11 protein-coding genes are annotated in these 14,087 nt (G+C 36.4%); 3 read left to right on the top strand and 8 right to left on the bottom strand.

The genetic code is table 11. From position 1 onward, the window contains the following. The first annotated feature begins 12 nt into the window (after window positions 1-12). Window positions 13-1,149 carry a M23 family metallopeptidase gene (locus tag I600_RS16255; protein WP_058105618.1) on the top strand — a complete coding sequence of 379 codons (1,137 nt, stop codon included), beginning with the start codon at window positions 13-15 and terminating at the stop codon, window positions 1,147-1,149. A gap of 83 nt (window positions 1,150-1,232) precedes the next feature. On the opposite strand, the gene I600_RS16260 is transcribed toward I600_RS16255, so the two are convergent. Together I600_RS16260 and I600_RS16265 are read right to left on the bottom strand one after the other, a co-directional pair. Then, the gene (locus I600_RS16260; RefSeq protein ID WP_082643012.1) at window positions 1,233-2,081 is read right to left on the bottom strand and encodes an endonuclease/exonuclease/phosphatase family protein; all 849 of its coding nucleotides are present in this window, start codon (window positions 2,079-2,081) and stop codon (window positions 1,233-1,235) included. After that, a complete protein-coding gene (locus I600_RS16265) occupies window positions 2,071-4,098 on the bottom strand; it encodes a S9 family peptidase (protein WP_058105620.1) in 2,028 nt (675 codons plus the stop codon). The genes I600_RS16260 and I600_RS16265 overlap by 11 nt, the downstream gene beginning before the upstream one ends. A 127-nt stretch (window positions 4,099-4,225) precedes the next feature. On the opposite strand from I600_RS16265, the gene I600_RS16270 reads away from it, so the two are divergent. Both I600_RS16270 and I600_RS16275 read left to right on the top strand, forming a co-directional pair. Next, window positions 4,226-4,606: a glyoxalase superfamily protein gene (locus I600_RS16270; protein WP_058105621.1), complete on the top strand. Its 381-nt coding sequence runs from the start codon at window positions 4,226-4,228 to the stop codon at window positions 4,604-4,606. A gap of 43 nt (window positions 4,607-4,649) precedes the next feature. Beyond that, a complete protein-coding gene (locus I600_RS16275) occupies window positions 4,650-5,633 on the top strand; it encodes an SDR family oxidoreductase (RefSeq protein ID WP_058105622.1) in 984 nt (327 codons plus the stop codon). A gap of 311 nt (window positions 5,634-5,944) precedes the next feature. On the opposite strand, the gene I600_RS16280 is transcribed toward I600_RS16275, so the two are convergent. The 6 genes from I600_RS16280 to I600_RS19020 form a co-directional block, all read right to left on the bottom strand. Next, window positions 5,945-6,688, bottom strand: coding sequence for a DUF6090 family protein (locus tag I600_RS16280; RefSeq protein ID WP_058105623.1), 744 nt, complete (start codon window positions 6,686-6,688; stop codon window positions 5,945-5,947). A 52-nt stretch (window positions 6,689-6,740) separates the two neighbouring features. Continuing rightward, complete coding sequence (locus tag I600_RS16285; RefSeq protein WP_058105662.1) at window positions 6,741-8,234, bottom strand: M28 family peptidase; 1,494 nt, start codon at window positions 8,232-8,234, stop codon at window positions 6,741-6,743. 75 nt (window positions 8,235-8,309) lie between these two features. After that, window positions 8,310-8,936: a Pycsar system effector family protein gene (locus tag I600_RS16290; RefSeq protein ID WP_245188905.1), complete on the bottom strand. Its 627-nt coding sequence runs from the start codon at window positions 8,934-8,936 to the stop codon at window positions 8,310-8,312. A 23-nt stretch (window positions 8,937-8,959) separates the two neighbouring features. Further along, a complete protein-coding gene (locus tag I600_RS16295) occupies window positions 8,960-10,000 on the bottom strand; it encodes an adenylate/guanylate cyclase domain-containing protein (protein WP_058105624.1) in 1,041 nt (346 codons plus the stop codon). Between the two features lie 4 nt (window positions 10,001-10,004). Next, window positions 10,005-10,379 carry a response regulator gene (locus I600_RS16300; protein WP_058105625.1) on the bottom strand — a complete coding sequence of 125 codons (375 nt, stop codon included), beginning with the start codon at window positions 10,377-10,379 and terminating at the stop codon, window positions 10,005-10,007. Window positions 10,380-10,430: 51 nt separating this feature from the next. Next, on the bottom strand, window positions 10,431-14,078 hold the full coding sequence (locus I600_RS19020; RefSeq protein WP_082643013.1) for an ATP-binding protein: 3,648 nt from the start codon (window positions 14,076-14,078) through the stop codon (window positions 10,431-10,433). Between the last annotated feature and the right edge of the window lie 9 nt (window positions 14,079-14,087).

The following is a 14,087-nucleotide window of genomic DNA, read 5'->3' on the forward strand; positions in this document are numbered from 1 at the left end:
TACATAGAATAAATGAGTTTAAGTTCAAAAATCAAAGCATGTATTTTTCTACTGTTTATGGTAATGATTTATAGCTGTAAGCAAATAAGAAAAGTTACCGATGTCATTGTACAACCAACGGCAAGAGAGCTTTATGCACGAGAATTTGAAAATTTAGATTCGTTACGTTTTAATACCTGGCAACAGGCGTATAAATTGGCAAAAGCCGATAGTCTTCAAATACGCCTTCCTTATGCCGAGCAAGGTCAATATTTTAAAGATCGCATTACAGTTTATAGTTATAATATGTACTTGAATGAAGGCGAGGTATTGAATGTTGAGGTTGAGAACAATGTATTGGGAATACGAAGTTTTATTAATCTCATAAAGGTCAACCCAGATAGTAGTTTAACAGATGAATTTCATAATAAGTTGGGAGAACATCATGCGAAAGTGCCTATTTATGAAACCGGAATTTATAAAATTACCATTCAACCGGAATTGAACTCACAAGGAATGTTTTCCTTTCAAATGTATACATCGCCTAGTTTTGGTTTTCCCGTGCTCGGAAAGGACAATAAAGCCATTCAAAGTTTTTGGGGCGCGGTTAGAGGGGGTGGAGCACGTAGTCATGAGGGTATTGATATTTTTGCAGAAAGGGGAACACCGGTAGTTGCAGCGGTTGATGGTATGGTAAGCGCTACTGGCGAAAAAGGATTAGGTGGTAAACAGGTTTGGTTAAAAGCGGGACTCTTTGGTAAATCGCTTTATTATGCTCATTTGGATAGTATATTGGTATCAACCGGTAATAGAGTAACAATAGGTGATACTTTGGGCCTGGTAGGAAATACGGGAAATGCCCGTACTACTGCACCACATTTACATTTTGGAATTTATAAATCCGGTCAAGGGGCTATTGATCCGCTTCCGTTCGTGAAGAAGACAGAAAGACCTGATATAAAAAGGGTATTGAGCGCACCTAAATTTATAAAAGTATCGGCAGCAATTGCCAATTATAGAAATGCCCCAGAGGTTGTGGGCATAAAGTTAGGAGAAGTAAAACGGAATGATACCTTGTCATTATTAGGGTATACAAATGATTGGGCACACATAGAACTTTTAAGCGGGGATAAGGGATTTATTTACAAGAGTCTGGTATTGGAACTTTAGTTGAAAATACTTTTATATTGAAATACAAAGCCTCTTAATTTTAAGAAGAAGAGGCTTCGTATTATCTAATATGAAAGAAGTACTTATTTGTTCATGAAAAGCTTTGCAAAGACCGGTAGGTGGTCAGAGATATGTTTATTGTTTTCCATTCTATCATCAATATGTAGGTACTCTAAAACTTCAAAGTTTTCTACGAATATGTAATCGATACGATTAGTTAATATGCGCGAATGGTCAAAACCACTAAAGGTTCCCGTTGGTCCGTAAAAAGGTTTTTGAGCGATTGATTTTCCATCAGCCAAGGCATTTTGTAAAAATTGAATCGGTTTTTTCGTGGGATTCAAATTCAAGTCGCCCATAAGCACCACCGGAAGATGATCACCATTAACCTTCCTTATCTTGGATACAATGAGTTTTGCCGAGTTTTCACGGGCAACTGTACCTACATGGTCAAAATGCGTATTGAAGACCAAAAATTGCTTTCCCGTATTTAAATCTTCAAATAATCCATAGGTGCAAATACGTTCCATTGCGGCATCCCATCCTACAGATATTTTATTTGGTGTATCGGACAACCAAAATGTTTCACTTTTTAATAGTTTATATAATTTGGTGTTGAACAGAATAGGGGAGTATTCGCCTTTTTCTTTTCCGTCATCACGACCAACACCTATATAATTATAATTGGAAAGCTGTTCATCTAAAAACGTTAGTTGATGATGCAGAACTTCTTGCATGCCAATGATACCAGGGTCATAATATTGTAAAAGATCAACCATGGCAGCTTTGCGATAGTTCCAATTGTTTACCGTATCATTAACATTGTCGTACTTTATATTATAGGTAAGTACATTAATTTCTTGACCACAAAGGCTTGAAATCGACATGCATAATGCCAGAACAAAACTTATATATTCTATACTATTCCGCATCCTTGTATTTTTCAAACCAAGCTAGTACACTGGCAATTTTGGCTACTAAATTACTAGGTCTGTTAGCAATACCATGTCCTGCTCCGGGAATACGCACCATAGCCGTTTCAACACCTTCTAATTTAAGGGCAGTATAGAATTGTTCAGATTCTGCAATAGGCGTTCTATAATCTTCTTCACCCGTTAGTAACATGGTTGGCGTAGTAACATTGGCAACATACATTAACGGAGAACGTCTAAAATAGTTTTCCGGATCTTCCCAAGGTTTTTTGCCGAACCAATATTTAGAAAAGAAAGCGGCACCATCTGCATAGAGCACAAAACTTGTCCAGTTTATTACTGGTTTGGCAACCACGGCAGCTTTAAATCGGTCAGTTTTACCCACTATCCACGCAGTAAGTACTCCGCCGCCACTACCACCGGTAACAAATAGATTGTTGGTATCTATAAATCCTTTTTCAATGACGGCATCTACACCGCTCATTAAATCTTCATAATCGTGATTAGGGTAGTCGTGGTGAATTAAGTTACCAAACTCCGCTCCATAGCTAGTACTTCCCCTTGGGTTACTGTATAGCACAACATAACCAGCTGCAGCATAAGCTTGTATCTCGGCACTGTAAACTGAGCCGTAGCTAGTAAACGGTCCGCCATGAATTTCAAGAATAAACGGATATTTTTTACTTGGGTCAAAATTTGGCGGAGTAACCACCCAACCTTGTATTTTTTTCTGGTCATATGAAGATTCCCACCAAATTTCTTCGGTCTTGCCTAAATCACGAAAAGAGAAAAGATCGTCGTTTACAAAAGTCAATCGTTTAGAACCTTTTTTATCGGCAGCACCTAAATCAGACGGGTGTTCGGTATTACCTAACGTATAGGCAAATTTAGAGTTGTTAGAAACGGTAAAATCACCCGCGTTATAGGGTCTTCCCAATGACAACCCACCAAGACCTTCAACTAGAGTGCTTACATTACCGCTTAAGGTAATATGGCCTATTTTAGTAGCTCCTTCCGTATCATATTGAAAATAAAGACCTTTGCCATCATTTGACCACTGCACATTGGCAATATCCCTATCAAAATCACCGGAAATTAACCTAGGGTTGCTTCCATCGGTATTCATCACATAAAGATTGGTAATTTCATACCCCTGTAATTTATCATCTTTACCGGTGTAAGCTATTAACTTACCATCTGGAGAAACTGTAGGTGAATTGTCCGGTCCATATCTAGAAGTCAGCGGAGTTACCTCTGCTGTTGATAAGTCTAATTTATAGACCTCGCTATTGGCAGGTTCAAAAGCCTCATCTGGATTAAAATTTGCGGAGAAGTATAACGCTTTGTCATTTTTGGCCCATACGGGAGCACCATGGTCAAATGTTGTAGTCGTTAATTGCTTTGGCGTACCGCCATCAATAGATAAGGTGAAAATTTGAGTATGTCCGCCTTTAATATATCCTTGACCGTCACCCCTATAGTTTAATTTGTCAATATATGTTGGTGGGGTATTCCATTTGGCGCCTTCAGGCTTAGAAGGCATTTTTACGATAGATTTTTCAGCCTCTGGCACAAACATGGTAAAAGCTAAATAACGATCATCATGAGACCAGCTTACGGCACCGGGACTTTTAGGAGTATTCGTTAAAGGAGCAATTTCTTTGGTATCCATCCACATGAGGTATAATTTCATTTTGGAATCCTCTTTGTTCGATTTAAAAATGATTTTTTTACCGTCATGAGACCAGCGTGGATAGTAGTCGTTTTGGTTGCCAGTTGTCAAAGGTCTATTTTGTGAACCGTCGTAATTTATGATCCAAAGATTAGATAAATTCTTGTCGGTCATAATATCCTTGAAGTTTCTAACGTAGATTATTTTACTGCCATCTGGCGATATCTGAGGATCAGATACATACTCCATGTTAAATATATCGGTAAGCTCAAGATTTGAAGAAACTTGTGCAGTTACCGTTATTGAAAATAATAGGAGAAAGAGTGTTTTGGTAATAACTTGCATAGTGTTGAATTTGGTTTGAAATAATCCTATGAAGATAGCGAATTACTTAAAAAAATAGAACGACATGCATTAAGAATTGAGGAAGTATTAACATTAAATCCTTTAATCCTTTTTGTATTTTCACGGTATGGAAGAAAAAGGCTATTTACATCAAATTCACCCTGTGCTTCCGGTTTGGGATGTGGTTGAAGCGTTAGATTTTTATGTTAACCGATTGGGGTTTAAGATTGCCTTCGCAGATGATGCCAAAAACCCAAAATATGCGGGTATCTTAAGGGACGATATTGAGATTCATTTGCAATGGCACAATAAAAAAATGTGGGAGGTAGATATAGATAGACCTATGTTGCGCATTGTATCTCAAAACATAGAAGCTTTGTACAATGAGTATTCAAACGTAGATGTTTTTAATGCACATACATTGCTAAGGGAAACCGCATGGGGAACACGGGAGTTTGCTTTTTACGATCCATTTAAAAACGGATTAACATTTTATAGAGATGTTTAGACCGTTCAGTTTCATGGAATCATCAAGAATTTAAAATATAGAAATGAAAGTATTATTTATAGGAGGAACAGGGAATATAAGTACACCAAGTAGTAGATTGGCGGTTGCCAAAGGAATGGATTTGTACCTATTAAATAGGGGCAAAGCCAAAGTTGATATTAAGGGCGCACAAAGTATTATTGGTGATATCAACAAACCGGATGAACTTGAAGAGCTGAAAAAACATGAGTGGGATGTTGTGGTGAACTGGATAGCGTTTACACCTGATGATATTGAGCGCGATATTGAATTGTTTAAAGGAAAGACCAAGCAATACATTTTTATAAGTTCGGCATCTTGTTATCAAACGCCATTGAGCTATCCTGTAATTACGGAGTCTACTCCGTTACATAATAATCTATGGGATTATTCTCAAGGTAAAATTCAATGTGAGGACAGGTTACAGAAAGCATATCGTGAGGAAGGATTTCCTATTACCATAGTAAGACCATCCTTAACGTATGATACGGTAATACCTATAGCCGTTGGTGGATTTGATAAGTTCAATACCGCACAGCGAATATTAGAAGGTAAAGAAATAATTGTACATGGAGACGGAACCTCACTTTGGACAGTGACACATTCAGATGATTTTGCAAAGGGATTTGTAGGTTTATTAGGATTACAGACCGCAATAGGGCATGCTTTTCATATTACTTCAGATGAGGTGCTGACCTGGAATATGATTTATAAGATTTTGGCTGATGCCTTAGGGAAGGAAGCAAAAGTAGTTCATATAGCGTCGGACTTTATTTGTAAAGTAGAGCCGTCATTTACGGGTACACTTTTAGCGGACAAAGCAGAAAGTGTCTTGTTCGATAATACCAAGATAAAAACTTTTGTACCGGGGTTTAAAGCTACAATTCCGTTTTCAGAAGGGATAAAGAGGACCGTAAAGTGGTTGTTAGAGCATCCAGAACATCAAAACATAAATGAGGAGACAGAGGCTAAGATTGAGAATGTGTTGAAGGCTTATAAAGATTTGTAGATTTTTGAGAGCACTAGCAGGTTGATTCACTATTCGTATTACCCACCCCTTAATCCCCTCCCGGGAGGGGAGGAATACGTGATATTTGTGAGTATTTAGCGTTTTTAAATGTTAATTTACACGTATCATTCTATGAATTGGTTGGAGTAAAGCAATTAAACATTCCCCTCCTTGGAGGGGCTAGGGGTGGGTTCTTTGAGTCTGCTAAATTTTTCTTTTATGTGAAATGATAATAGAAGTATACACTGTGCACAATCATTTTCTTTACCTTGGAGTGGTAAGTGATGAGTAATTAAAAACTAGCTTGAATCTTACTTTTCATGATGCTCTAAATAATTATCTATTCTGTGATATAAGAGTGCAGCATCTTTTTTGACATACTCAAGCCTATTTAGAATGGAATAGGCATAGGTTAATTCTGAATTAGTGAGTTGGTAAAATTTATCCTTACGCATCATTTTTAAAAGAATGGGGATTTCGGCGGGGCTTACTGAATCTGGAAATTTAGGGTTAAATACTTTATATGAGTTCATAAAATGAGGATAATCACTACGTGAATCGGCCCCATATTCATATAAGAATTCTAAATTTAAATAGTACGCAACAATCTCATCACGAATGTCTTGGTCTGAGATTAGGCTAATATTACCTGTACTTGACAACTCATTATAAGTTCTGTTATTAGGGGTAAGCCTGCCGATGCCATAAATACCACCATAAGCTACATCATTTATAAATGTGATGGTATCGGTTGGTATAATACCGTTCAGATAATAATTTTTAGCTTTATTTAAGCCTTGTATTTTTTTATCACCTCTTTTAAACCAACTTCTTTCAAAATATAAAGAATCCGATAGTATATCTTCTTGAATGTTCTTGAGGTAATTCAGTTCTACTTCTCTGCTTTTACGATACTCATTCCAATTATTAATCTGTAATGCAATTAATATTCCAACAACAACGAGAATAATTTCACCGATGGCGTATTTTAAGTACTTGGAGACTTTGCCTTCTTCGAGCAGGTTTCTGCGGATTTTTCTAAAGAAATTAATCATTGGTCAATTGTTCTGATTTCTTGGCGTCAAATTGATTTATTTTAGAGGGGGTTCAATTTTTAATTGGAGCTTCAGGAACCTTACCATACAACACATTACCTGCAGCTTCATATTTATCATCTTTCATCCAAAAAGGAGTTTCAGGGTCATTGGCTATCAACCTACCTGAAAGCACATAGCCTTGGTAAAATTTCACTAGATAATCATAATCCAAACTATCCGCCTCATCACCAGGTTGGTGGTAATATTTGTTAATTTCATCATCAAAGGCATCAAAACCAGTTGAATAAGTAGGAGCGGGAACACCCTTACTGGCAAAGCTTACATTATCGCTACGATCAAATAGTCCTTGTTCAGGAGCAGGGTCATCAATGGCTTTTAAACCAAAAGTTGCGGCACCTGAAACAATATGTTTTTGTGCTGTTGTTCTATTTAATCCAATTACGGTAGCCAATTTTGTATTGTTATACCCTCCACCATCGGTATTGAAACCATATACTATTTGCTTGAGTGGAAATATAGGGTGCTCAACATAATATTGACTACCTAATAAACCTTTTTCCTCTCCGGTAAAAAAAATGAATATAGCTGACCGTTTTGTAGGAAACTTTCCAATATTCTCTGCCATACTTAAAACAGCAGTAGTGCCTATGGCATTATCCCGTGCACCATTATAAATACTATCACCCACAGCATCAGGTTTACCAATACCCACGTGGTCATAATGTGCAGAATACATAATGAATTCTTCTTTTAATTTTGGATCGGTACCTTCTAGAACACCTATTACATTTTGTGTTTCTAGTGTTTCTTCTTTTATTCCGTCAGTTTCTATTGCATATGCTAGCTTAGCATTATTGAATGTAGCAAGTTTATTAGCTGAGGAATTTACCCAAAGATGAATAAAATCTGGTTTTGGCATTTGTTCATTTTTAGTATCAGGTATCTTAACACCTTCTTCCATGAAATGAGAAACCCTGGTCCACCAATCTTCTTCAAGTAAAGTCATCTCAAGTAACCCTATTGCCCCATTTTTGATTGCTAATTCCTGTTTTTCTTTATGTGCATTATAAACTGCTCTAGCATCTGAAGCTTCTGAAGTTCCACCTTTTACTATAATAAGTTTTCCGTTGACATCTTTTCCTTTGTAATCTTCTTCAATTCCAAAATTAAGATAGATTGCTTCTCCGGAAAGATCACTCCCTTTTGCTTCCACTGCAATGGTGTGTGGATAGTTTTCCCCATTTATAGAAACCTTAAGTACTTTGGGTGCAGTGGTTTGTATTAAATTAAATTTCTGATAGTAAGAATTTATGGCAGAATGCGGTTTTATGCCATACCCGCGTAAAGTATTAGCTAGATAGGATGCCGCTATTTTTAATTCTGGAGATCCAGTAGCACGACCTTTTAGGGCATCATCGGCCAAAAAATATATATGTCCCTCAATTTCATTTTTATCAACGGTCATCTCTGCTTTTTCTGAATCTGTCTGAGCAAAAACCAGAGTGGTCAAGCATAAAGTTATAAGTAGTAGTAAAGGTTTCATAGTATTCATTATATGGGTTATTTGATGTTAGTTTTAAATAATACATTTAAGTGTTATAGCGGTGTGTGCTTATGGTCACATAATTCTTAACACTCCATAATAAACTGCTGTTAATAGCAGTAGCACAAGGCTAATAGCTAAAAAGAATATAGATCGTTGAACGTTTCTAAACTTCCACGCAGATATTTTTGAATTGATGTAAATCTGTTCCCCCAGTTGCTCAAAAACTTCTTGTTCATTAATGCTCACGTTGTAAAATTTCCTTGAAAATTCTTTGATGGTTCCAAATTTGGTAATGACATCTCCAAAATAAAACACATTATCACTGTAGTTCCCTTCAAGTTTTGGAATAAAGCAGCGTACACTAAAAAAAATGGAAACTACGGTAGCTACAAACCACAGTCCAATTAGTATATAGAACAAAATGGCATTTGACACGGAATGCATTACGGGAGCAGCACTTTGGTAGATGAAATTGAGAATAATACCGTAAAAAGAGAGTATAAGTCCCGCCTTCAATTCCGAAGCCTTTATGAGTCCAGATACATAATTAATGGTGCCCCAATAATGATCTACTAATTCTTCTGCATGTCCCTTGGATTTTAATTCATCTAAAAGACCTTTCTCAAAAGCGGACAATGGGTTATGCTCTTGTTTGGTTTTATTGGAATTCTTGTTTTTATTGTCAATCGGTTTGGTCATGGCTTTAAGTTTAATATCACAAACTATTCTATCACATTGTATACGGTAAGCGGTTGCGATTTATTTTTCATATTGATACTACCTAAGTTTTCACATTTAAAGGCTTCTTTTACCTGTTCATAACAACTTTCACAGATGATAATTTGATTTTCTTTAGCGGCATCTTGCAATCTAGCGGCAGTATTTACCGAGTCTCCTATAACAGTGTAATCTAGACGCTTAAGGGTAGCGGAACCAATATTTCCGGAAATCATTTCACCACTTTTAATACCTATAGAAACTTTTGGCTGGTATGTTTCTTTGCCTTCCTCTTTGGGTAAGCTGTTCACTTGATTTCTAATGGCCAATGCGGCATCAATGGCACGGTCTAAATGATATTCTCCTCTAAAAACGGCCATAACGGCATCACCTATAAATTTATCTATGATACCATCTTGCTCCATTATTTCTTTTACCATGGTATCGAAATAGGTATTTAGCATTGAAACAACAATGTCAGGACTAGTGGTCTCACTAATTTTTGTGAATCCGCATACGTCTACAAACATTATGGTACCTTCAATATTCTCGTTTGCCATTATCTTAGACTCATATTCTTGGCCACCCATAAAATTGAGTACGTTTTCATCAACATACATTTTTAGAATATTGTTTTCTTTAATGGCTTGCAGCGTTTTTCTAATTTCCATGGCATGCTTTAGGGTCTTTTCCATGGTAATGGTCAAGTCTTCAAAGTTTATGGGTTTGGTGATAAAATCAAATGCACCTCGGTTCATGGCTACACGAATATTTTCCATGTCACCATAGGCGGAAACAATAACCGATTTAATTAAAGGGCTAGATTCATGCAATTCCGAGAGTAGGGTAAGACCGTCCATCTCTGGCATGTTAATATCGCTCAAAACAATATCTATACCGGGATTTTTCCCAAGTTTCTCTAGCGCATCTCTACCGTTTATAGCAAATACAAACTCGTATTCGTTCTGCCGTATCTGTTTTCTAAATTTCTGTTTGATGAGTATCTCTAAGTCCGTCTCATCATCTACTACCATTATTTTTGCCATAGTCTTACGTTAAGGTTATAAGCTTGTCTTTAAGAAGTGAAAAATCTAAAGGTTTGGTTAGAAAGTCGTCTGCACCTAGATTTTTTGCCATTGTTCTATTTTCATCATCTCCATAAGCGGTAATCATCATAACCATTGGTGGTGGTTTCACATAATTTTTTTTGATATTCTCCAATAACTCTAAACCGCTCATGCCAGGCATATTGATATCTGATAAAATCAATACCGCTTCATGCTGCATTGTTTTCATAATTTTGAGTGCATCTTCTCCCGAGAATGCAAAAACAAATTCTAGTTCCTCTTTTCTTATTTCTTTTCTAAAACGCTGTTGAAAAAGCACTTTTACATCTTGTTCGTCATCTACAACTAATATCTTCATAAGGTGGATTTTTTATAATTTTTAATACTTTTTATGGGGAACATTAATTGTTTATTTCATTGGTAATGAGATGGTGAAGGTGGTGCCTTCTCCTTGTTTTGTTTCTACCGTTAATTCGCCACCATGTACCTTTACAATATCATAGCTTAGCGATAGTCCTAATCCGGTGCCTTCACCAGAAGGTTTGGTAGTAAAAAAGGGCTGAAATATTTTATCCAATACCTCTTTAGGCACTCCATTACCATTATCAGATACTTTAATGAGCACCATTTTGCCCAGTTTTTCTGTACTTACAGAAACGGTAGGTTCGTAACCTTTTGGGTTTTCTTCTTTTTTCTTTTTTACCACATAAAAGGCATTGGTAATGAGGTTTAGAATAACCCTCCCAATATCCTGGCCAACAATGTTTATTTTACCGATAGCATCATCAAAGTCGGTATTTAACGTGGCATTGAAGCTTTTGTCCTTTGCACGTAAACCATGGTAGGCTAGGCGTAGGTATTCATCTGATAAAGTATTGATATCAGTCATTTCTTTTTGACCGGTGCTGCTACGGCTATGCTGTAGCATTCCTTTCACGATACCATCGGCACGTTTGCCATGAAAGATAATTTTATCTTCGTTGGCAGATACATCTTTAGCCAAAGCTTTTACTTCATCATAATTACCATTTTCAATTTCTTCTTCCAGTTCTTCCAGAAGTTCTTTATTTACCTCAGAGAAGTTGTTGACAAAGTTTAGCGGATTTTGAATTTCATGGGCAATCCCGGCAGTGAGTTCACCCAAACTTGCCATTTTCTCGGATTGTATAAGCTTTGATTGTGTAGACTTTAATTCGTCTATTTTAGTCTTAAGCTGAACCGTTCTATGAGAAACACGTTCTTCTAAGATTCTATTCTCTTTAGTTAATTTTCTGGCTCTAAAAACAATATATGCCCTTAAAATACTAGCTGCAATTAAACCGAAGAGCAAGTATGCCCACCAAGTTTGCCACCATGGCGGATTTATTTTAAATGAAAGTGTATCTGGAACGGACCAGTCGCTATTCCCACTTCTATCAGCCACTTTGAAGGTGTAATCCCCTGGTTTTAAGTTATAATAGTTTTTGGTCTTGGTAGCATTTGCAGCATAGCTCCAATCTTCATCTTCACCATCTAGAATAAAACGATAGTTTAATTTATCCCTGTTGAATATATCATTACTTCCATAACTAAAACTAATACTGTTCTGGTCATAGGGTAGGATAAGGCCTTGAGGTAGGTTGTAAAGATGTTTTACCGACTCCCATGTTATACCATTGGTATTGGCATAGGTTGAAGTTTGCACCTTTGTAGAATCTTTCTTTAGATTGAACCCGAACCCCGGGTTTTCATCCATGACGAAAATGTTGTTAATTTTCACTGTTCCAGTAGTACTATCTTGTTGTGGTTCTGAATTAAGAACAAGTAGTTTCCACTCATTGGAATCATTCGTAACACCTGACCAAAACTGGCCGTTTTTTAAAAATTTAGGTGAATTTTGTAAATAATCATTCGATTTAAAACCGAGTCCACCATTAAAATTGTAGAAGCCTTTATCTGTTGTTTTTGCAGTGGCTTTTTCCATGGCAATTAAACCATTACCACTAGCCGCATACATAAAGTTCCCTCTTTCAACTAGGTCGTAAAAATCTAGTGGGTATAATCCATTTTCACTTTCAATAGTAGTAAGCGTATTTTGTTCTAAATTAAGTATGTCTATACCGTTTAAGGTTGCTATCCATAATTCACCTTCATTAGAAAGTTTTGCTGAAGATACATTTTCATGGCTAAGACCTTGCTCTTTACTAAGATAACTAACAGAGTTCGTTTTTAAATTTAGTTTGGCTAGTCCGTTTGTAGTAGGAACCCAAAGAATTTCTTTGTCATAAGCTATGATGGATCCGCTTCCTGCATTTAAAATTTCCTGGCCATTTTTAGAGACTGCTTTTTTAACGGTGTTGTTTTCAATATTAAATATGTACAGTCCTAATCTAGAGTAGTTCGCAATTGTACCTTCATTTAAAATAGAAATTCCTGCACCAAAAATGTTGGAAGAATTGGCATAGACGGAAAGTTTATTTTTCTTTTTATCAAGAATAGAAAAGCCGGGCCTTGTGCTTAAATAATACATGTCCGGTGATATTTCTTTGATAAAATTGATTGTATTGGGTGCACTATGTAATTGCTCAAAACTTAGGGTTTTTATAGTATTTTTATTTAAGTCAATAATATTTATACCCGCAGCGGTTCCAAGCCATAGTTCACCCTTTGAGTCTTCTTCTATTTCCCAAACTTGGTCATCTATTAAGCCTCTGGTGGTATCAAAATATTCTGTTTGTAAAGTAAATTCATTGGCGATAATTACTCCATTATCAGTGGAGGCAATCCAAAGTGACCCATCCTTACGCTTTAAGGGTGTTGGTATTTTAAGGGATTCTTCTCGTTTAGCGTTTAGCTTAATTTTTTTAGAGGCATTTCTATTTGCACTTAGAATATATGCCTCTCTAGGGCCAAATATCCATAAGTTGTCGTCAGAATCAAATTCCATATTGTCACCCTTTATGGTATATCCGTTTTCTTCACCTAATACACTAACTTTATTCTTATCTAATGCTATTCTTAAAATGCTTGGAGTGGTTTTAGTATCAGGATTTGGGTAAGGGTAACTTAACCAAATACCATTTTGTGCATCTTCTTTAAATTCATAAACAACAGAATTTATTTCTAAATTGGCTATAGTTGAGATTGTTTTAATCTCAGTTCTTTCTTTATTCAATACCGCAAGACCATCTATAAACCCTAACCATAAGTTATCTTTGCTATCTTCAAAAAGTTTAAAGGGCTTATTTCGTCCTATATTTGAAATCTTTTGCAAACTTTTCATTTCCGAGTCCATTTTGTATATCCCTTCACTATCGGAGATTATGTATAGGGTTCCCGTATGATCGCAAAGAATGTCAAACGGTATAAAGCTTGCCGTTTTAGTTATTGTATAGGCTGTATTGTTTATAAAGTCTAACACCGTTAAAAAATTTGGTCCAGGACTTACCAACCAAAGCTTACCTTGTTGGTCAAATGTCATTTTATACACTCCTGGGTAATCGTAAACTAAGGCGTTCTCACCATCATAGTAGGTTAGGGGTGTATTATTCATGGAAGATCCTATCCAAATACCACCATCCTCAGTTTCTAAAAACGATGTAATATCGTTAGAGGGCAATCCCTCATTTGTGGAAAGCTGTAGAAGATTCACATTTGTGCCAGCCATATTCGCTGGGGGTTTCATTTTAGTAATAGTTGGTTTTTTTATGGTAGATTTTGTAACTGTAAATGACGCAGAATCAAGCTTCAATTTCTCTACAGGAAAATTTTCCCAATCCAAATCGTATTCTTTCATGGGAGTTTCCAGTGGCTTAAATTCATTAAATTCAAACGGTTTGCTTGGCAAGGCATCTACGTTTAAATCATAAAAAACGGGAGTTGTCAGCGTATCATTGATTATGGTTTCCCATTCAAAAGGTTCGGGGTCCGTAAATTGTAATGGGATGGTTTCTGGAACCTTAAAATTACCTACTGTAGTTTCCGTTTCGGACTTGCTTTGTTTGTGGCAAGAAACCAAAAACAAGCAGCAGAAAAAGCCTATTATAAGTACAAGTTTACTTTGTTGTATATTTTTCATACTGGTTTG

It is taken from the genome of Maribacter dokdonensis DSW-8 (assembly GCF_001447995.1).
Taxonomy (GTDB): domain Bacteria; phylum Bacteroidota; class Bacteroidia; order Flavobacteriales; family Flavobacteriaceae; genus Maribacter; species Maribacter dokdonensis.